Source organism: Acidovorax sp. LjRoot117 (assembly GCF_964252695.1).
Taxonomy (GTDB): domain Bacteria; phylum Pseudomonadota; class Gammaproteobacteria; order Burkholderiales; family Burkholderiaceae_C; genus Acidovorax.
The window spans coordinates 21,735-39,104 of sequence record NZ_CAXUPO020000012.1 but is presented as its reverse complement, the minus strand read 5'-3'; the positions used below and the strand labels follow the sequence as shown (position 1 = coordinate 39,104).

Annotated in this window: 18 protein-coding genes; 9 read left to right on the top strand and 9 right to left on the bottom strand. The window is 71.0% G+C overall.

All coding sequences use genetic code 11. From position 1 onward, the window contains the following. The first annotated feature begins 89 nt into the window (after positions 1 to 89). Positions 90 to 737, top strand: a complete 648-nt coding sequence (locus ACSQ3D_RS22805) for a TetR/AcrR family transcriptional regulator (RefSeq protein WP_436128439.1) — start codon at positions 90 to 92, stop codon at positions 735 to 737. Positions 738 to 1,035: 298 nt separating this feature from the next. After that, on the top strand, positions 1,036 to 2,655 hold the full coding sequence (locus ACSQ3D_RS22800) for a methyl-accepting chemotaxis protein (RefSeq protein ID WP_056411282.1): 1,620 nt from the start codon (positions 1,036 to 1,038) through the stop codon (positions 2,653 to 2,655). 69 nt (positions 2,656 to 2,724) lie between these two features. Here the strand turns inward: ACSQ3D_RS22800 and ACSQ3D_RS22795 are convergent, their stop codons facing one another. Further along, positions 2,725 to 3,738: a helix-turn-helix transcriptional regulator gene (locus tag ACSQ3D_RS22795; protein ID WP_436128438.1), complete on the bottom strand. Its 1,014-nt coding sequence runs from the start codon at positions 3,736 to 3,738 to the stop codon at positions 2,725 to 2,727. Between the two features lie 187 nt (positions 3,739 to 3,925). On the opposite strand from ACSQ3D_RS22795, the gene ACSQ3D_RS22790 reads away from it, so the two are divergent. Both ACSQ3D_RS22790 and ACSQ3D_RS22785 read left to right on the top strand, forming a co-directional pair. Then, positions 3,926 to 4,720 (top strand): NIPSNAP family protein, encoded by a 795-nt coding sequence (locus tag ACSQ3D_RS22790; protein ID WP_436128437.1) that lies wholly within the window; start codon positions 3,926 to 3,928, stop codon positions 4,718 to 4,720. Between the two features lie 23 nt (positions 4,721 to 4,743). Then, a complete protein-coding gene (locus tag ACSQ3D_RS22785) occupies positions 4,744 to 5,280 on the top strand; it encodes a hypothetical protein (RefSeq protein WP_396505676.1) in 537 nt (178 codons plus the stop codon). Positions 5,281 to 5,379: 99 nt separating this feature from the next. Here ACSQ3D_RS22785 and ACSQ3D_RS22780 read toward each other — a convergent pair whose 3' ends face one another. From ACSQ3D_RS22780 to ACSQ3D_RS22770, 3 genes are all read right to left on the bottom strand, one after another. After that, positions 5,380 to 5,823: a hypothetical protein gene (locus tag ACSQ3D_RS22780; protein WP_436128436.1), complete on the bottom strand. Its 444-nt coding sequence runs from the start codon at positions 5,821 to 5,823 to the stop codon at positions 5,380 to 5,382. A 114-nt stretch (positions 5,824 to 5,937) separates the two neighbouring features. Continuing rightward, on the bottom strand, positions 5,938 to 6,942 hold the full coding sequence (locus ACSQ3D_RS22775) for an SDR family oxidoreductase (RefSeq protein WP_436128435.1): 1,005 nt from the start codon (positions 6,940 to 6,942) through the stop codon (positions 5,938 to 5,940). Positions 6,943 to 7,112: 170 nt separating this feature from the next. Beyond that, entirely contained in the window at positions 7,113 to 8,003 is an 891-nt protein-coding gene (locus ACSQ3D_RS22770) for an oxidoreductase (RefSeq protein WP_056171047.1), read from the bottom strand. A gap of 168 nt (positions 8,004 to 8,171) precedes the next feature. Here ACSQ3D_RS22770 and ACSQ3D_RS22765 point away from each other — a divergent pair, with 168 nt between their 5' ends. After that, positions 8,172 to 9,155, top strand: a complete 984-nt coding sequence (locus ACSQ3D_RS22765; RefSeq protein WP_396505673.1) for a LysR family transcriptional regulator — start codon at positions 8,172 to 8,174, stop codon at positions 9,153 to 9,155. Positions 9,156 to 9,203: 48 nt separating this feature from the next. On the opposite strand, the gene ACSQ3D_RS22760 is transcribed toward ACSQ3D_RS22765, so the two are convergent. Then, positions 9,204 to 10,016 carry an SDR family oxidoreductase gene (locus tag ACSQ3D_RS22760; RefSeq protein WP_436128434.1) on the bottom strand — a complete coding sequence of 271 codons (813 nt, stop codon included), beginning with the start codon at positions 10,014 to 10,016 and terminating at the stop codon, positions 9,204 to 9,206. A 155-nt stretch (positions 10,017 to 10,171) separates the two neighbouring features. Here ACSQ3D_RS22760 and ACSQ3D_RS22755 point away from each other — a divergent pair, with 155 nt between their 5' ends. The 3 genes from ACSQ3D_RS22755 (at position 10,172) to ACSQ3D_RS22745 (ending at position 13,204) form a co-directional block, all read left to right on the top strand. Further along, positions 10,172 to 11,095, top strand: coding sequence for a LysR family transcriptional regulator (locus ACSQ3D_RS22755; protein ID WP_056411267.1), 924 nt, complete (start codon positions 10,172 to 10,174; stop codon positions 11,093 to 11,095). Between the two features lie 120 nt (positions 11,096 to 11,215). Then, positions 11,216 to 11,977 (top strand): aspartate/glutamate racemase family protein, encoded by a 762-nt coding sequence (locus tag ACSQ3D_RS22750; protein WP_436128433.1) that lies wholly within the window; start codon positions 11,216 to 11,218, stop codon positions 11,975 to 11,977. A 144-nt stretch (positions 11,978 to 12,121) separates the two neighbouring features. After that, complete coding sequence (locus ACSQ3D_RS22745) at positions 12,122 to 13,204, top strand: serine hydrolase domain-containing protein (RefSeq protein WP_436128432.1); 1,083 nt, start codon at positions 12,122 to 12,124, stop codon at positions 13,202 to 13,204. A 154-nt stretch (positions 13,205 to 13,358) separates the two neighbouring features. On the opposite strand, the gene ACSQ3D_RS22740 is transcribed toward ACSQ3D_RS22745, so the two are convergent. Continuing rightward, positions 13,359 to 13,937, bottom strand: a complete 579-nt coding sequence (locus tag ACSQ3D_RS22740) for a DUF1439 domain-containing protein (protein WP_436128431.1) — start codon at positions 13,935 to 13,937, stop codon at positions 13,359 to 13,361. Positions 13,938 to 14,115: 178 nt separating this feature from the next. On the opposite strand from ACSQ3D_RS22740, the gene yjjJ reads away from it, so the two are divergent. Beyond that, the gene (gene yjjJ, locus ACSQ3D_RS22735) at positions 14,116 to 15,474 is read left to right on the top strand and encodes a type II toxin-antitoxin system HipA family toxin YjjJ (protein ID WP_436128430.1); all 1,359 of its coding nucleotides are present in this window, start codon (positions 14,116 to 14,118) and stop codon (positions 15,472 to 15,474) included. Between the two features lie 57 nt (positions 15,475 to 15,531). Here the strand turns inward: yjjJ and ACSQ3D_RS22730 are convergent, their stop codons facing one another. The 3 genes from ACSQ3D_RS22730 to ACSQ3D_RS22720 all read right to left on the bottom strand — a co-directional run bounded on the left by ACSQ3D_RS22730 (position 15,532) and on the right by ACSQ3D_RS22720 (position 17,349). Beyond that, entirely contained in the window at positions 15,532 to 15,783 is a 252-nt protein-coding gene (locus ACSQ3D_RS22730; protein ID WP_056171071.1) for a hypothetical protein, read from the bottom strand. Positions 15,784 to 15,940: 157 nt separating this feature from the next. Then, entirely contained in the window at positions 15,941 to 16,441 is a 501-nt protein-coding gene (locus tag ACSQ3D_RS22725; RefSeq protein WP_436128429.1) for a GNAT family N-acetyltransferase, read from the bottom strand. A gap of 32 nt (positions 16,442 to 16,473) precedes the next feature. Further along, positions 16,474 to 17,349: a PA4780 family RIO1-like protein kinase gene (locus tag ACSQ3D_RS22720; protein ID WP_436128428.1), complete on the bottom strand. Its 876-nt coding sequence runs from the start codon at positions 17,347 to 17,349 to the stop codon at positions 16,474 to 16,476. Positions 17,350 to 17,370: the final 21 nt, after the last annotated feature.

Here is a 17,370-nt window from a genome sequence, read left to right as displayed (position 1 = left end):
TGGGGTCGTATGGGGTGCGGCGCGCAATTGTGAACACCGTCCACAAACAATACCAAAGATAATGGACAGTGTCCACATCTGCCCCACCCATGAACGTAAGCACCCGCAACACCCCGGCCGCACGCAGCACCTACCGCCATGGAGACCTGCGCCGCGCCCTGCTGGATGCCGGCATCGAGCTGGCCCGCCAGGGCGGCCCCGACGCGGTGGTGCTGCGCGAGGCCACGCGCCGCGCGGGTGTGGCGCCCAACGCGGCGTACCGGCATTTCGCCAACCGCGACGATCTGCTCGATGCCGTGCGCGCCGCCGCCGTGGCCTCGGCCGCGCGCTTCATGGAGGCCGAGCTGTCCCGGGTGCCCGCCACCGGCACGCCCACCGAGCAGGCCCACGCCCGGGTGCGCGCCGTAGGCGCGGGCTACATGCGGTTTGCCCACGCCGAGACCGGGCTGTTCCGCACGGCTTTCGGCGGGCGCTTCACGGTGCAGCACGACCCGGACCCGGCCATGGGCGGCGCCACGGGGCTCAACCCTTTCGAGCACCTGAGCGCGGCGCTCGATGACCTGGTGGCCGCTGGCGCGCTGCCCGCCGAGCGCCGCCCCGGCGCGGAGTACCTGGCCTGGTCCACCGTGCACGGCATGGCCCTGCTGGCCATCGACGGCCCGCTGCGGGGCACGCCGCAGCCGATGCTGGACGCCCTGGGCCAGCGGCTGCTGGACATGGTCGAGCGCGGGCTGTAGACCGCGGCGCACACGGCGCAGCCCACCCCCCGACCCGCATCGCCTGGAGGCGGCCCCTTCGCTGCGGCCACGGACCGATCAAAGGGGCCTGCACATCCCCATCGCCACCCGATGCCCCCTTTTTAGACTGGGTTGTCGAAGTTCGCCTACACACCCGCGCCGCCTGCGTACCAATAATTCACATATTGAAACCAAAAGTCACAAACAAAACCAATTGGTCACAAAGCCGCTAACCGCCAGTGCGTCCCCCGGGAGCCGCACGCCGATGTGACCGTTGCAGCGCCCCTTGAGCACCACCATGAACTTCCACAGCAAAACCGTCACCCAGAAACTGACGATGGCATTTTTTGTACTGATCGCGTTGTTGATCGGTGTCTCCATCCTGTCGCTGCGCAGCCTGGGCGGCGCACAGGCCGAGTTCCAGAGCTTCGTCGGCAACGAATTCACCCGCGGCAGCCTGGCGCGCGATGTGCACGCCGCCGCCAGCGCACGGGCGATCTCGGCGCGCAACCTGATTCTGCTCACCGGTGCGTCCGACATCGCGATGGAAACCGCCGCCGTGAAGGCGGCGCACGAGCGGGTGCAGGACGGGATGTCCCAGCTGCGCGCGGCACTGGCCCGCGGCACGCACGTCGAGCCCGGCGAGCGCGCGCTGTTCGAGAAGCTCGAGGCCATCGAAAGCCGCTACGGCCCGGTGGCGCTCGACATCGTGGCCCTGGCGCTGGCCGGCAGGAAGGACGAGGCCACGGTCAAGATGAACGCCGAATGCCAGCCGCTGCTGCAGCAGCTCATCGCCACCACGTCGCAGTACACGCAGCTCATCACCGCGTCGGGCGCGCAGGAGATCCGCATCGCCGCTGAACACTACAGCGACAACCGCCTGGCGCTCGTGGCGGTGGCGCTCGTCGCCATCGCTGCGGCCGTGGGCCTGGCGCTGCTGATCAACCGCAGCCTCATGCGCTCCCTGGGCGCCGACCCCGTGGAGCTGAGCGCCGCGGCCCGCCGCGTGGCCTCGGGCGACCTGGGCCCGGTGCCCGGCGGCGCGGCAGCGCCGGCCGACAGCGTGCTCGCCTCGCTGGGCGGCATGCAGGCAGCGCTGGCGGGCATCGTGGACCAGGTCCGCGCCGCGGCCACCGCCATCGAAGCGGGCTCGCGCGAGATCGCCACGGGCAACACCGACCTGTCCCACCGCACCGAACAGCAGGCGCGCAGCCTGCAGCAGAGCGCCGCGTCCATGGAAGAAATGACCGCGACCGTGCAGCAGAACTCCGACACCGCGCAGCAGGCCAGCCAGCTCGCATCCTCCGCGCGCGCAGCGGCCGAAAACGGGGGCACGGTGGTGGCCCAGGTGGTCACCACCATGAACGACATCGCCACCAGCTCGCGCCGCATCGCCGACATCACCAGCGTGATCGACGGCATCGCGTTCCAGACCAACATCCTCGCGCTGAACGCTGCGGTCGAGGCGGCGCGCGCCGGCGAGCAAGGCCGCGGCTTTGCCGTGGTGGCCAGCGAGGTGCGCACGCTCGCGCAGCGCAGCGCCCAGGCCGCCAAGGAGATCAAGTCGCTCATCGAAGCCAGTGCGGACAAGGTCAAGACCGGCTCGACCCTGGTCACCACCGCGGGCTCGGCCATGACGGAGATCGTGGGCGAAGTGCACCGCGTGGCCGACCTGATCGGCGAGATCAGCGCCGCCACCCGCGAGCAGACCACCGGCATCAGCCAGATCGGCAGCGCCGTGGCCGAGCTCGACCAGTCCACGCAGCAGAACGCGGCCCTGGTGGAGCAGATGGCCGCCGCCGCGCACACCCTGAACCAGCAGACCCACGGGCTCGTGCAATCGGTGGCCGTATTCCGCGTGGACACCCGCTTTCAGCTGACGCACGCGCATCCCGCACCGGCACTGCTCGCGGCCTGATTCAGAATCTTTTCGGCCTCTACCGCGCGACCATCCAGCGCTATAAGCTACAAATTTAATAGCACCCTATTACCCATCGACCGACAGGCCATAGAGCGTTGCCGTGCGGCGCAACCGATCCACCAGCGCGCGGCGCAGCGCGGCGGGCTTGACCACCTCGACCTGGGGCGACAGGCGCATGAACTGGCCGCAGGCATGCTCCACCGACTCGATGGGCACCGTCACCGCCACCCGCCCGTCCTGCCGGCGTGAGGCCGGCGCCGCTGCCACCGCCCGCGCCACCGCGCTGCTGAGCATGCGCAACCCCTTGAGGCCTGCCGGCGTGGCCAGCAGCGTGGCCTCGCCGGTGTACAGCGAAGACTCGAAGCGCTCGATGGATGCCGCCCAATACGCGGGCAGATCGAACCGCGCCGGGCGCCGCACCGCCGCCTCCAGCGCCTGCGCCGCCAGGATGTTGGAGACGCGGTAGGTGCGCGGCCCGCCCTCACCGCGCGCCGAGGCATCGCCCGCCGCCCGGGCGGCAGGCAGCGCCACCAGGTACCAGACACCGGCCTTGAGCACCAGACCCAGCGGGCTCACGGTGCGCTGCACGGTGTCGGCCCAGCTTTCGTAGCGCATCGTGATCTGGCGGCCGTTCCACACGGCGGCGGCCACGGTGGCGAGGTGGGGCGTGGGGTCGCTCTCGCGGTACCAGTCCACCGGGTCCAGGTGCAGGCGGGTGCTCACCCGCTGGGCGTCTTCGCGCCAGGCAGCGGGCAGGGCCGACAGCAGCTTCAGGCGCGCGCCCTCCACCTCGTCGCCCAGCCCCAGCTGCTGCGCGGGGCCGGGCAGGCCGCTCAGGAACACGGCCTGCGCCTCCGACGGCGTGAGCCCGGTGAGCGTGGTCTTCCAGCCCGGCAGCAGCGCGAACCCGCCGTGGCGCCCGCGCTCGGCGTAGATGGGCACGCCGGCTGCGCTCAGCTGGTCCACATCGCGGTACAGCGTGCGCACCGAGATCTCCAGCGCATCGGCCAGCACGGTCGCGCTCATACGGCCCTGGGTCTCGAGCAGCATCTGAAGGGACAACAAGCGGCTGGCGCGCATGGGTGGATCGATGAGGTCGGTGGGGGGACGGGGACCGGCGGGCCGAACGGCCGGCCGCACCCCGCCAGAAACAGGCATCGCAAAGATAGCCGAAATACCTGCCATGCGGTGGCAGGTATGCGGGCGCAGACTGCAGTGCTGGTTGCCTTTCAACCACTTTCACCCGCCATTTCCAGCAGGAGCCCGCATGCCCGAAGACACCCTCACCGCCACGACGCCCGACACCTCCGCCACCGCCGCCCCGCCCGCTGCCGCCGACGCATGCGCCGTCGTCGAGCTGCGCCAGTACACGCTGCACCCGCACCAGCGCGAAGTGCTCATCGACCTGTTCGACCGCGAGTTTGTGGAAACGCAGGAGGCCCAAGGCATGCGCGTGCTGGGCCAGTTCCGCGACCTGGACCGGCCCGACCTGTTCGTCTGGCTGCGCGGCTTTGCCAGCATGCCCGCCCGGCGCCAGGCGCTCGAAGCGTTCTACGGCGGCCCCACCTGGGCGGCGCACCGCAGCGCCGCCAACGCCACCATGATCGACTCCGACAACGTGCTGCTGCTGCGCCCCGCCTGGCCCGGCGCAGCGGCGGCATTGCCCCAGCACCCGCGCCCCGCACCGGGTGCCGCCGCCGCCAGCGGCGCAGCCCCCGGCCTGCTGGCGGCCACCGTGTTCCACCTGCACGAGGCCGCCACGCCCGCGCTGCTGGACTTTTGCCGCCACCGCATGGCGCCCCTGCTGCAGCGCAGCGGCGCCCGGCAGGTGGCGTGGTACTGCACCGAGACCAGCCCCAACACCTTTCCCCGCCTGCCGGTGCGCGAAGGCGAGCATATGCTGCTGGCACTGGCGCTGTTCGGCAGCGAATCGGCGGCGCAGGCGTTTGCCACCAGCGGCGCCTGGGAGCGCGGCGTCGCGCCGGGCCTGGCGCCCTGGCTGGCCCGCGCGCCCGAGTCCTTGCGGCTGCAGCCCACGGCGCGCAGCGCGTTGCACGCCTGAAGCGGCCTCACCGGAGCACCACCATGGCCACGACACCCCACCTCATCACCATCCCCTCGCCCGCCGTGGCGCCCAGCGCCGCGCGCGACTTCGACTTCCTCATGGGCCCCTGGCGCATCCGCAACACGCGACTGGTGCGGCGCCTGGCGGGCTGCAACGACTGGGAGGTGTTCGACGCCACCGGGCATGCGCGGCCCCTGCCCGGCGGCATCGGCAACTGCGACGACTTTGTGCCGCTGGCCTGGAAGCCCGGCTTCGTGGGCATGACGCTGCGGGTGTTCAGCCCCGCCGCGCAGCGCTGGAGCATCTACTGGCTGGACAACACCACCGGCGGGCTTGATGCCGCCACGGGTTTGCTGATGCCGCCGGTGGTGGGCGGCTTCGACAACGGCGTGGGCATTTTTGAAGGCCAGGAACTGCTGGACGGCCGCCCCGTGCAGGTGCGCTTTGAATGGACCCGGACCGGCACGCCGACGCCGCGCTGGCAGCAGGCGTTTTCAGGCGACGGTGGCGGCACCTGGGAAGTGAACTGGGTGATGGAGTTCTCGCGGCCGGTGTGAACACGCCGCGCTGCAGGCCGCCGTGCCAGACAGGCCCCCTGGCCGATGCCGTGCGCTGCCTGGCGGCGGCCTGGCAGTGCCCCGGCCGAAGCTCGTTCGCTACCTCGACACCGCCGTATCGCCGCGCCCCGGGCGCTCCAGCGCGACCGACAATTGCGGTACATCGGCGATGTCGGGTCGGTCGGCACCGCCCAGGTCTTCCAGCGCGGTGAACTGGCCGTCCAGGAAGAGGAAGGTGGTCGTCTGCGCGATGTGCGCCAGCGCCGCCTGCGCATCGGCGAACCCGCTGCCCGTGGCCTTGTCGCCATCGAGCAGATAGGCATACGTGCCATCGGCCCCGTCATGCGACAGGCGGCCCAGGTCCACGAGCTTGTTCTTCACGTTGCTGGCGTACACGCGGCCCCGCACCGCATACAGCACGAAGGGCACCGCGGCCCTGCCCGCAGCAGCCACAGGCGCAACAGGCGCAGCAGGGCCAGTGGGAACAGCGGGAGCGACCGGTGCCGCAACGGGCGCCGACGACAGGGGGGTGGAATCCGGCATGGCAAGCTCCTTGGAGCGGCTGTAAAAACTCTGCGGGCGTCTCTGCAGCGCCCGGCCAGAGCCGCTGCGCTGGGTTTCGTCATCTGCGCTGGGTCGTCCCCATCATCATCATCATCAACGGCGGCGGCCCGCCCACACGCCCAGGGCCAGGCCTGCGGCGCCGAGTGCGGCCACCAGGCCCAGGCTGTGGCGCTGCGCGCGGCGCTGGCCGCCGTCGATGGCGGTGCCGCGCGAGGGCTCGAACAGGTTGCCGTCACCGGACGGCACGGCGCGCGCGCTGCCCAGGGCGCGCTCGGTCACCCAGCGCATCACCGCGCCCAGGCGCTCCGGCGCCAGCGTGTGGGCCACGCGGCCCGGCACGGCGGCAGCGCCGAGCCAGGTCACGGCCCGGGGGCTGTCGGCCAGCGCCACGATGGCGTCGGCCACGCGGCGCGGGTCCAGCATCGGGATGCGGGGCTGCAGGTTGCGGCCGGTGTAGTTGGCGCCGTGCGACAGGCCCGGCGAATCGACGAAGGTGGGCGCCACATCGCACACATGCACCCGGGGCAGGTCGGACACTTCGGCACGCAGCGCCTCGGACAGGCCGCGCAGCCCGAACTTGCTGGCCGTGTACGCGGCCGCATAGGGCGAGGGAATCCAGCCGCCCGCAGAAATCATGTTGATCAGCGTGCCCTCGCCGCGCTCGCGGAAGTGGCGCAGCGCTGCATGTGCGCCGTGCAGGTGCCCCAGCAGATTGGCCTCCAGCACGCGGCGGTGCGATGCCACCGGTGTCTCGTCGAACCGGCCCACCGCTCCCACGCCCACGCCGTTGATCCACACGTCGATGCGGCCATGGTGGCGCAGCGCGGTATCGGCCAGTTGGGCCACGGCGTCGGGGTCGGTCACGTCGGTGGGCACGCCCAGCGCGGTGTTGGCGCCGGCCTCGCGGCAGGCCATGGCCACGGGGGCCAGGGTGTCGGGGTTGCGGGCCGCCAGCACCAGGCGCGCGCCGCGGCGGGCGAAGGCCAGCGCGGTGGCGTGGCCGATGCCGCTGGACGCACCGGTGATGACCACCACCGGCGCCACCTGGGCGCTGGCGTTACGGAAGGCGTTGGAAGTAGCGGGGGATGGAGATGCCATGGCAGAAGGGGGATCAGCGCCGGCCGGTGTGTCGGCAGGGCATGGACAACAACGATGTCCGGTTGTAATCCACGCGCTGCCGCGCCGATGTAGGACGGTTGCCAGAACCCCCACCCGATGCGGCGGGCGGGGCGCTCGCCGCCCAGCCCGCGCCGTGCATCCGGCCTGCGTCAAGCCGCGCGCAATGCCGTCTCTGCCGGAAAGTCCGTGGACGCCGCCACCGCCCGCCACTGCGCGGTTTCGCGCTCGACGAACGCGTGCTTGTCGGCAATGGTCTGCAGCGTGTCCGTGCCCAGCGGCAGGCGCAGCGGGGGCGTGGGGCTGGCCACCAGTTGCATGATGGCCTGGGCCAGGCGCACCGGGTCGCCGGGCTGGTTCAGGTTGATGCGGCGCGCGGCCTCGCGCACGGCGCCGGCGCTCATGGCGTAGTCGTCCATCACCTGGGGCGACACGGCCAGCGAGCTGCCGTCCAGGAACTCGGTGCGAAAGTACCCGGGCTCCACCACCGTGGCGTGGATGCCCAGCGGCGCCAGTTCGGCGTGCAGGGCCTCGGTCAACCCTTCGACCGCGAACTTGGTCGAGCAGTACACACCGAACCCCGCGGCCGACTGCACGCCGCCCAGCGACGAGATGTTGACCACGTGCCCGGCGCGGCGTGCACGCAGGGCGGGCAGCACCGCGCGGGTCACGTGCAGCAGGCCGAACACATTGGTGTCGTACAGGCGGCGCACCTCGTCGGCCGTGGCTTCTTCGACCGCGCCCAGCAGGCCGTAGCCTGCGTTGTTGACCAGCACATCGATGCGGCCAAAGTGCGCCAGCGCGCGCTGCACGGCGGCCTGCGCCTGGGCTTCGTCGGTCACGTCCAGCGCCAGGGGCAGCAGCGCGTCGCGGGCGCCCAGGCGCTGTTCGACCGACGCGGCGCTGCGCGATGTGGCGACGACGGCATCGCCCTGGGCCAGCGCGGCCTCGGCAATGCGCGCGCCGATGCCGCGCGAGGCGCCGGTGATCATCCAGACGCGGGGATACGAGGAATGGGTGGTGGTGGCTGTGGTGGAAGTCATGGCAGGTCCTTGAGGTGGTGTTGAGCAATGGGCGGTGCCCATGGCCGTGAACTTTAGGCACGTCATTGCCACGCGACTAGCCCATAATCTCTGGATTCATTCGCAAGCAGTGCTTGCCAATCCACCACACACTCACCCCGCACCCGAACGGCACAATGCCTGCCCACCATGGCCATCAATGAACTGCGCGCCATCGCCAACTTCGCCAAGGCCGCCGAGCTGGGCAGCCTGCGCCAGGCCGCCGCCACGCAGGGCATCACGCCCCAGGCGGCCAGCCAGTTGCTGGTGCAGCTGGAGTCGCACCTGGGCGTGCGGCTGTTCCACCGCACCACGCGCAGCCTGAGCCTGACCGAGGAGGGCCGGCAGTTTCTGGCGTCGGCGCAGCCGGGCCTGGCCACGCTGCAGCACGCGGTGCAGGGCGCCCGGCGCGGGCGCGAGGAGATGGCCGGGCCGCTGCGCATTGCGGCGCCGCGCTCCATCGTGCTGGAGGTGATCTGGCCGGTGCTGCACGAGTTCTGCCGCCGCCACCCGCGGGTGGAGCCCGATGTGCAGCTGGACGACCGCATCGGCAACTGGGTGGAAGACCGCGTGGACGTGGGCTTTCGCTCGGGCTACCCGCCCGAGGGCGGCGTGGTCGCGCGGCGGCTGATCACCCTGCAGCTCATCGTGTGCGCCGCGCCCGCCTACATCGCCCGCCACGGCGCGCCTGCCAGCATCGACGACCTGGCGCAGCACCGCTGCAGCGGGTTTCGGCACCCGTCCACCGGCAAGCCCATGCCGTGGGAGTTCCAGGTGGGCGACGACATCGTGGCGCGCACGGTGCACCCCGCGTTCTGCACCAACGACATCGAGGTCGAGGCGCGCGCCGTGGTGGGCGGCCACGCGGTGGGCCAGCTGGTGGGCGTGACCGCAGCGCCGCTGGTGCGCAGCGGCCAGTTGGTGCCGCTGCTGCCCCAGCACGTGGCGCAGCACCTGGCGCTGTACGCGTACTACGGCAGCCGCACCGCGCTGCCCGCGCGGGTGCGGGCCTTCATCGACCTGGCGGTGGAGATGGTGGCGGGCAACCCGGCCTACACCCTCACGCCGCAGGAGCTGGCGGCCCACGGCCCTGCCGTCCAGAAAAAGCCCCGCGCACGCAAGCCGGCGCAGTGACGGTGGCGCACAGGGCGATGCACGGGCCGGTCAGGCCGGTCAGGCCGGTCAGGCCGCGAAGCCGCCGTCAATCAGCAGGCTGGCACCCGTGACCATGCCCGACTCGGGCCCCGCCAGGTAGGCCACCATGCCCGCGATCTCGTCGGGGTGCGCGTGCCGGTCCAGCGCCATCATCGAATGCATGTTGCCGGCCAGCGGACCGTCGGCCGGGTTCATGTCGGTATTCACCGGCCCGGGCTGCACGTTGTTCACGGTGATGCCGCGCGGCCCCAGGTCGCGCGCCAGGCCCTTGGTCAGCCCCACGATGGCGGCCTTGCTCATGCCGTACACGCTGAAGCCCGCCCATGGAATGCGGTCGGAGTTGGTGCTGCCGATGGTGATCACGCGGCCATAGGCGCCGCCCTGCACCATGTGGCGCACGGCGGCCTGCGTGGCGACGAACACGGCGCGCACGTTGACGTTCACCGTGCGGTCGAAGTCCGCCAGCGAGAAGCTGTCGATCTCGCCCGCCACCGCCACACCGGCGCTGTTGACCAGGATGTCGATGCGGCCCAGCGTGCGGGCGGCGTTGTCGATGGCCGCTGTGAGGGCCGCGGCATCGGTGCTGTCGGCGCGCAAGGCCAGCGCACGGCCACCGGCGGCCTCGACGGCTGCGGCCACGGCCTGGGCCGGTGCCTCGGAGCTGCTGTAGGTGAAGGCCACGGCGGCGCCATCGCGCGCCAGGCGCCGCACGATGGCCGCGCCGATGCCGCGCGAGCCGCCGGTGACGAACGCCACCTTGCCGGCCAGGGCGCCTGCGGTGGTTGCGGGGGACGGTGAAGGCTGCACGGAAGCGGGGGCAGGGGTAGAGGTGCTGGTCATGGTGTTCTCCGGGGAATCAGGGGTTTGCAAAGAGCGGTTGTGGAAGCCGCGAAACACCTGCAGTGTCGGCAAACCATTGCATGTGCGGTAGCCATGAATGGGCTGTATTTATTTCAACCCCTGGTTGAAAATGGCGTGCCACCCCGAGACCCACCATGCAGCCCCTGAGCCACCTCGAGTCCTTCGTCAAATCCGCCGAGTCCGGCAGCTTCTCGGCCGCCGCGCGGCTTATGGGCCTGACGCCTGCGGCCGTGAGCAAGAACGTGGCGCGGCTCGAAGCCGGCCTGGGGGTGCGGCTGTTCCAGCGCAGCACGCGGCGCCTGGCGCTGACCGAGGGCGGGCAGCGGCTGCTGGCGCAGATCAGCGAGCCGCTGGGCACGCTGGCCGACGCGGTGGCACACGCGGCCGAGGCCGATGGGCAGCCGGCGGGCACGCTCAAGGTCAGCATGGGCCTGGCGTTCGGGAGGGCCTACCTGGTGCCGTTGCTCGATGAGTTCTTGCAGCGCTACCCGGCCATCCAGCCGGACTGGCGCTTCGAGAACCGGCAGGTCGACCTGATCGGCGAGGGCTTCGACGCGGGCATCGGCGGTGGCCTCAACCTGAACCCCGACATGGTGGCGCGCACGCTGGGGCAGATCCACCTGGTGGTGGTGGCCGCGCCCGCGCTGCTGCGCGGCCGGCGTGCGCCGCGCCACCCCGCCGACCTGGCGCGCTGGGACGGCATTGCGCGCCGCACCATCCGCACCGGGCGCGTGCAGGTGACCACCCTGCGCAACAAGGCGGGCGATGCGGCCCCCGCGGAGCTGCGCCCGCGCATCGTCTTCGACGACCCCGAGGCCATGTGCCAGGCCGCGATGATGGGCCTGGGCATGGCCGTGCTGCCCATGCCGTTTGCGCAGCCCTGGCTCGCGCGCGGCGACCTGGTGCGGGTGCTGCCCGGCTGGTGGGCCGACTCGGGCCCCACCTCGCTGTACTACCCCAGCAAGAAGCTGCTGCCCGCGCGCACCCGGGTGTTCGTGGACTTCATCGTCGAGCAGTTCGCGCAGCGCGGCTTTGCGCAGCGCGTGCGGGGCGACTGACGGCGCACCGGCCAGGGACGGGCAGCGCGGCGCTGCGCTGACTTGGCCTGGTGGGGGATGGCGCGGCTGGCATCATGGAGGCCTCCCCGTCGCCCACCCGGCCACCGTGCCCGCCGCCGCATGACCGCATCCACGCCCGCCCCCCACACCCCCTTGCCAACCCCGGCACACGCGCGCGCAAAGCCGCTGCACATCGGCATCGTGGGCTGCTCCGCCGAAGGTGCGGCCCTGTGCTACCGCACGCTGTGCACCGAAGGCGCAGCGCTGATGGGCCGTGCGCACGCGCACCCCGAGGTGTCGATGCACACGCCCTCGCTGGCCGACTACGTGGACTGCCTGGACCGCGGCGACCTGCAGGGCGTGGCCGACCTGATGCTGGCGTCGGCCCACAAGCTCGCGCGGGCGGGCGCGGACTTTCTGATCTGCCCGGACAACACGATCCACCAGGCGTTCGACCGGGTGCAGCCGCATTCACCGCTGCCCTGGCTGCACATTGCCCAGGTGGTGGCCGCCGAGGCCGCGGCGCGGGGCTACCAGCGCATGGCGCTCACGGGCACCCGCTGGCTGGTGGACAGCAGCGTGTACCCCGACGCCCTGGCTGCACAGGGCTTGGCCTGGGTCAGGCCCGCCGAGGCCGAGCGCAGCGAGATCAACCGCATCATCATGGACGAGCTGGTGCCCGGCGTGATCCGCGCGCCGTCGGTGGCGACGTTTCAGCAGGTCATCGCGCGCATGCAGCGCGACGAGGGCTGCGACGCGGTGGTGCTGGGCTGCACCGAGATCCCGCTCATCCTCAGCGACGCGAACTCGGCCCTGCCCACGCTGGATTCGACGCGGCTGCTGGCGCGCGCAGCGCTGCGCAGGGCTGTGGCGGGCCACTGAGCGATAGCTCCCCGGGTCCGGCTCACTTCAACGCACGACCGCGTGGGCGCGCGGCACAGCGCGCCGCCTTTGGCTGCCGCAAAGGTCTGCGCTTCTACACTGCGCGAACGCACCGTCCGCCCACCGCTTGATGAAGGAGTCTGCATGCGCACTCGTCGCTGGCCCATTCGCTCGATTGGCATCACCGTCGGCCTGCTGGCGTGTCTGGCCGGGCCTGCCGCGCAGGCGCAATCCCAATCGCCAACGCAATCGACCCCTACGCCCTGGCGCGAAACCTCCACGCCTGAAGAGCAGGCGCTCGATGCCGCGGCGTTCGAGGGCGTGCAGGCCACGCTGGCCACGCCCCAGTTTGCCGATGTCGACAGCGCCGTGGTGGTGCTGCGCGGCCGGGTGGTGTACCGCTTCTACCGCGATGGCGAGCCCGACAAGCTGCGCGACACGCAGTCGGCCTCCAAGAGCGCACTGTCGGCCCTGCTGGGCACGGCCATCGCGCAGGGCCGCATCGCCAGCGTGGACCAGCGCGTGGTGGACCTGGTGCCCGAGTGGGCGCCCCTGAATCCCGACCCGCGCGCCGCCACCATCACGCTGCGGCACCTGCTGACGCTGACGGCGGGCTTTTCGCAGGCCAGCGACCCGCGCACCCGGTCCGGCAACGCGCCGCCGCTGCCCGCGCGCGAGGCCTGGGCGCGTCCGCTGGCGGCAGACCCGGGCCAGGCCTTCGCCTACGACAACTCCGTGACGCCGCTGCTGGCCGCCGTGCTGGAAAAAGCCACCGGCATGCCCCTGCCCGACTATGCGCACCAGCAACTGGTCGGCCCCATGGGGTGGGCCGCGCCGCGCTACCAGGGCAGCATCGTGCACCTGCGCACGCTGGACATGGCCAAGCTCGGCCAGCTGTACCTGCAGCACGGCCAGTGGGACGGCAAGCCGCTGGTGCCCGAGGCATTCGCCGATGCCTCAGTGCAGGTGCAGAGCACCGGCGGCCCGCCGGTGGGGCTGTCGTACGGCTACCTGTGGTGGGTGGTACCCGGCAAGGCGCCGCGCCCCACCTTCATGGCCAGCGGGTTTGGCGGACAGTTCATCTGGGTGTATCCGCCGATGGACCTGGTGGTGGCCACCACGTCCACCGTGTCGGCCGAAAGCGGGCAGCGCGGACAGGCGCTGCAGTGGATTCGCAACCATGCGTTTGCAGCGGCGCAGCGGCGGGTGGCGGCGGAGCGGAAGTAGCAAGGCGGGGCGTTGAATCCGCCCTCCTGGCCTGAGGAGGGACAAGCGCCGCGTCCCCCGCAAAAACCCCCTCTCCCCGGCCCTCTCCCGCGGGGGAGAGGGAGTCAGACAGGGCGCTGCGGTGGCGGTTGATGGCGGCAGCGCCCCACCGGCGTCACTGCTGCTTGTTCACGAACGCCACCGTGAGCCCCTTGGCCGTCACCGTGATGGCCCCCGGCTGCAGGCCCATGCCGTCGAACATAGCGGTGTCTTGCGGGCGCAGCTGGTGCAGCGTGACTTCGCCCAGCGACTGCTCGGCCAGCACCGGGCCGTAGGCGTTGAGCAGTTCGTTGACCGCCGGCTTGAGCGTGGGGAAATCCAGTTTGCCCAGCTTGATCTGGTGCGCCCGCAGCGTGCGGTCGCTGGCCTCGTAGCGCAGCGCAAACTCCACATCGAACGTGCCCGCATGGCTGCGCCGCAGCGCAGCGCCCGCCGCGTCCACCGCCATGGTGGCGCCGATGCGGTTCACCTCGGGCAACAGGCGCAGCCGCGGCGCCTGCAGGGTCAGGTCGAAAAGGCCCTGCACCGGCACGCTGCGCGGGAACTTGGTGGACGTCATCTCCTGCAGCTGCGACAGCGGCACGGTGTAGCTGGGCAGGGCCCACGCGGCACGCCCCGCCAGCGTCAACACCGCGGCGCCGCCCAGGGCCAGGCTGCGGGAGGCGGTGGTCAGAAATCGTCGGCGGTGCAGCATGGCTGGTTCTCTCCTTGAAGGGCTGTCGGACACACCGGCGATGAAAAGGTGCCGGGTGATTCACCGCCATCGTGCCACTTCTGCATGGCCTGCGTGCTAATTTATCTATTCATAAATGCATACAAACCATTGAATTCATTGGATTTTCAACGAAATCTATCCATTCATATAATCATTCATGGCCCGCCCACCAGAACTTACCTCCAGAGCCCTGACCGCCCTGCGCCGCCAGGGCGGCGTGCTCACCAGCGCCGAGCTGCAGGAACTGCTGGGCGTGAGCCAGCCCACCGTGTCGCGGGCGCTTGCGCCGCTGATCCACGCGGGCCAGGTGCAAAAGGTGGGCGCGGCACGGTCGCAGCGCTATGTGCTGCCGCGCACCGTGCCCAACGTGGGCAACGAAGTGCTGGTGATGCGCATCGACGCGCACGGCCGCCCGTCTCCGTTTGCGCGCATGGTGCCGCTGGAGGGCGGCGCCTTCTGGGTGGACGAGGCCGACGGTGTGAGCGCGCGGCACGACGGCCTGCCCTGGTTTCTGGACGACATGCGGCCCCAGGGCTTCATGGGCCGCACCTTTGCGCACGCCCACCCCGAGCTGCAGCTGGGCCACGACCCGGGCCACTGGAGCGACGACGACGTGCTGCGCGCCATGACGCTGTATGGCGACGACCTGCCGGGCAACCTCATCATGGGCGAGGCTGCGTTCCAGCGCTTTCACACGCTGCCTGCACGCGCCTCGCGGGTGGACTCCGCCGCGGCCTACCCCGCGCTGGCCGAGCAGGCCATGCGCGGCACCCACCCCGGCTCGTCAGCGGGCGGCGAGCAGCCGAAGTTCTGCACCATCACCGCGGGGCGACACGTGATCGTCAAGTTCTCGCCCGCGGGCGACGCCCCCGCCGACCAGCGCCTGCGCGACCTGCTGGTGTGCGAGCACCTGGCGCTGCAGACCCTGGCGCAGGCCGGGCTGCCGGCGGCGCCCACGCAGCTGTTCATGGACGCGGGGCGCGTGTTCCTGGAGTCGGAGCGTTTTGACCGCACGCCGCTGGCGGGGCAGGGCACCGACCACCTGGGCGGACGCATCGGCATGGTGTCGCTGCAGGTGTACAACGCCGAGTACGTGGGCGAGATCGACAACTGGGCCGCCACCGCCAACCGCATGGCAGCGCGCCACCTGCTGACCCCCGCCGACGCCCGCACCCTGCGCCTGCTGGAGGCCTATGGCCAGCTCATCGCCAACACGGACCGGCACTACGGCAACATCTCGCTGGTGCTCAAAGATGACGACTGGGCGCTGTCCCCCACCTACGACATGCTGCCCATGCTCTACGCCCCGGTGGGTGGCGAGCTGGTGCCGCGCGACTTTGCCAGCCGCCCCCTGCAACCCACCGCCGCCACGCTGGGCGAATGGGCCGATGCGCGGGGCCTGGCACTGGCGTTCTGGCGCGCAGCGGCGGCGGATGCGCGGGTGTCGGCTCAGTTTCGGGGCATCGCGGCCGAGAATGCAAGCCACATAGGTCACATAGGCCACATAGGCCGCTAGCGCTTATCCACAAAGCGCTGCCAGCTATTATTTCAATAGCTGAAGTTCCCTGGCGTCTCAGCGCCCCACCACCGACCAGCCGACCTTCTGGTCGGTCTTGTCGTTCTCATACTCCCACGCGGTGCCGCAGCGGTCGCACACATAGCGGGTGATGGTGACGGTGCCGTGGTCGCGCTCTTCCTTGCGGTTGCCGCGCTGCACCAGCTCGGCGTGGCCGGGGGCCTTGCGCCAATTGCGCTGAATGCCCTGGCACGGCTCGCACAGAGCCATGGGTTTGAGATCGTTCTGTCGGGCCAGGTCTTTGGTCATGGGTGGGGCAGCCTGGGGGCTGTGGTGTGGGGGTGGTTTGCGTGCTGCGGGGCGGCTACTGTAAGGCACCGGCGAACGCGGGGGCCCGGCAGGGCGGGCGGATTGCAAGCCAAATCGGCCTTGAGCGCCCGATGATAAAGCGCCACCAGCTATCGAATCAGGAGTGGGCGCCCATCCCCACCCCCAGCGCCTTGTCCATGCGCGCGTTGTGCAGCACCACGCCCGCGCGCTCCACCTGCTGGCGCGCCTGCACCACAAAGCCCTGCGCGGCAAAAAACGGCTCGGCGGTCAGGCTCACGTGGGCGTGCAGCCGGGCGATGCCACGCGCCACGGCCTGCGCGTGGATGTGGGCCATCAGCGCCCGCGCCACGCCCTGGCCCGCAAACGCCGGGGCCACGTAGAACATGTCGATGGTGCCGTCGGCCTGCAGGTCCGCAAAGCCGGCGATGGCGCCACCTTCATCTGCCTGTGCGATGAAGGGCTGGTTGGCCTGCATGCGCTGGGCCCACTGCGCGGGGTCGTGCTCCAGAGGCGCCCAGGCGGCGAGCTGCTCGGCGGTGTAGTGCTTGCACGCGAGGCCCTGCACCGAGGCATGGAAAACCGCACGCAATGCAGGCTCGTCGCCGGGCAGGAAGTTGCGGATGGAGACAGAGGGCATGGCAGGAGCGCGGCGCGGGTGGGCCACCCGCGTCAGCCTGCGGCCATGCGCAGCCGGCGCGCTGCGTCTTCGTCGCGCGCATCGTCGATCTCGCGCAGCACGGCCTGCATGTCCACATCGACGTGCTCGGGCGCGTAGCGGCCGGTGAGCGGGGTCTCGTTGGTCAGCAGGCCGCTTTGGTACAGGCTCCAGATCTCGGGGCCGTACTGGGTAGCGCGCAGCTCGGGCGCGAACTGGCCGAAGAAATCGCGCAGGTTGGCCACGTCGCGCAGCAGCATGCGCTGGGCGTGGTTGTTGCCGGCAGCGTCCACCGCCTGGGGCAGGTCGATGATGACGGGGCCGTCCGCCGCGGGCTGGCCGTCTTCGCCGGGCAGGTGCGCCAGCAAGATGTTGAACTCCGACAAATCGCCGTGCACCACGCCCGCACACAGCATGCGCACCACCTCGGCCACCAGCGTGGCGTGGTGGGCGCGGGCATCTTCGGGCGTGAAGCTCACGTCGTTCAGGCGGGGGGCTGCGTCGCCGTTGGCGTCGGTCACCAGCTCCATCAGCAGCACGCCGTCGTGAAAGTTGTAGGGCTGCGGCACCCGCACGCCGGCGGCGGCCAGGCGGTACAGCGCATCGACCTCGGCGCTTTGCCACGCGGCCTCCTGCTCTTGCCGGCCGAACTTGCTGCCCTTGGCCATGGCGCGGGCCGAGCGCGAGTTCTTGACCTTGCGGTTCTCGGTGTAGTCCACCGCCTGCCGAAAGCTGCGGTGGTTGGCCTCTTTGTAGATCTTGGCGCAGCGGGTTTCGTCGCCGCAGCGCACCACGTAGACCATGGCCTCCTTGCCGCTCATGAGCTGGCGGACCACGGTGTCGATCAAGCCTTCTTCAACGAGGGACTGCAGGCGGGGGGGTGCTTTCATCGGTGCATTTTGCCCGTGTGG

Coding starts and splice junctions, on each gene's coding strand:
- ACSQ3D_RS22795 (WP_436128438.1), bottom strand. CDS start 3,738: ATGCGCGCCAGCCGCTTGTTGTCCCTTCAGATGCTGCTCGAGACCCAG.
- ACSQ3D_RS22790 (WP_436128437.1), top strand. CDS start 3,926: ATGCCCGAAGACACCCTCACCGCCACGACGCCCGACACCTCCGCCACC.
- ACSQ3D_RS22775 (WP_436128435.1), bottom strand. CDS start 6,942: ATGGCATCTCCATCCCCCGCTACTTCCAACGCCTTCCGTAACGCCAGC.
- ACSQ3D_RS22805 (WP_436128439.1), top strand. CDS start 90: ATGAACGTAAGCACCCGCAACACCCCGGCCGCACGCAGCACCTACCGC.
- ACSQ3D_RS22750 (WP_436128433.1), top strand. CDS start 11,216: ATGACCGCATCCACGCCCGCCCCCCACACCCCCTTGCCAACCCCGGCA.
- ACSQ3D_RS22740 (WP_436128431.1), bottom strand. CDS start 13,937: ATGCTGCACCGCCGACGATTTCTGACCACCGCCTCCCGCAGCCTGGCC.
- ACSQ3D_RS22745 (WP_436128432.1), top strand. CDS start 12,122: ATGCGCACTCGTCGCTGGCCCATTCGCTCGATTGGCATCACCGTCGGC.
- ACSQ3D_RS22730 (WP_056171071.1), bottom strand. CDS start 15,783: ATGACCAAAGACCTGGCCCGACAGAACGATCTCAAACCCATGGCTCTG.
- ACSQ3D_RS22780 (WP_436128436.1), bottom strand. CDS start 5,823: ATGCCGGATTCCACCCCCCTGTCGTCGGCGCCCGTTGCGGCACCGGTC.
- ACSQ3D_RS22765 (WP_396505673.1), top strand. CDS start 8,172: ATGGCCATCAATGAACTGCGCGCCATCGCCAACTTCGCCAAGGCCGCC.
- ACSQ3D_RS22755 (WP_056411267.1), top strand. CDS start 10,172: ATGCAGCCCCTGAGCCACCTCGAGTCCTTCGTCAAATCCGCCGAGTCC.
- ACSQ3D_RS22800 (WP_056411282.1), top strand. CDS start 1,036: ATGAACTTCCACAGCAAAACCGTCACCCAGAAACTGACGATGGCATTT.
- ACSQ3D_RS22770 (WP_056171047.1), bottom strand. CDS start 8,003: ATGACTTCCACCACAGCCACCACCACCCATTCCTCGTATCCCCGCGTC.
- ACSQ3D_RS22760 (WP_436128434.1), bottom strand. CDS start 10,016: ATGACCAGCACCTCTACCCCTGCCCCCGCTTCCGTGCAGCCTTCACCG.
- ACSQ3D_RS22720 (WP_436128428.1), bottom strand. CDS start 17,349: ATGAAAGCACCCCCCCGCCTGCAGTCCCTCGTTGAAGAAGGCTTGATC.
- ACSQ3D_RS22725 (WP_436128429.1), bottom strand. CDS start 16,441: ATGCCCTCTGTCTCCATCCGCAACTTCCTGCCCGGCGACGAGCCTGCA.
- yjjJ (WP_436128430.1), top strand. CDS start 14,116: ATGGCCCGCCCACCAGAACTTACCTCCAGAGCCCTGACCGCCCTGCGC.
- ACSQ3D_RS22785 (WP_396505676.1), top strand. CDS start 4,744: ATGGCCACGACACCCCACCTCATCACCATCCCCTCGCCCGCCGTGGCG.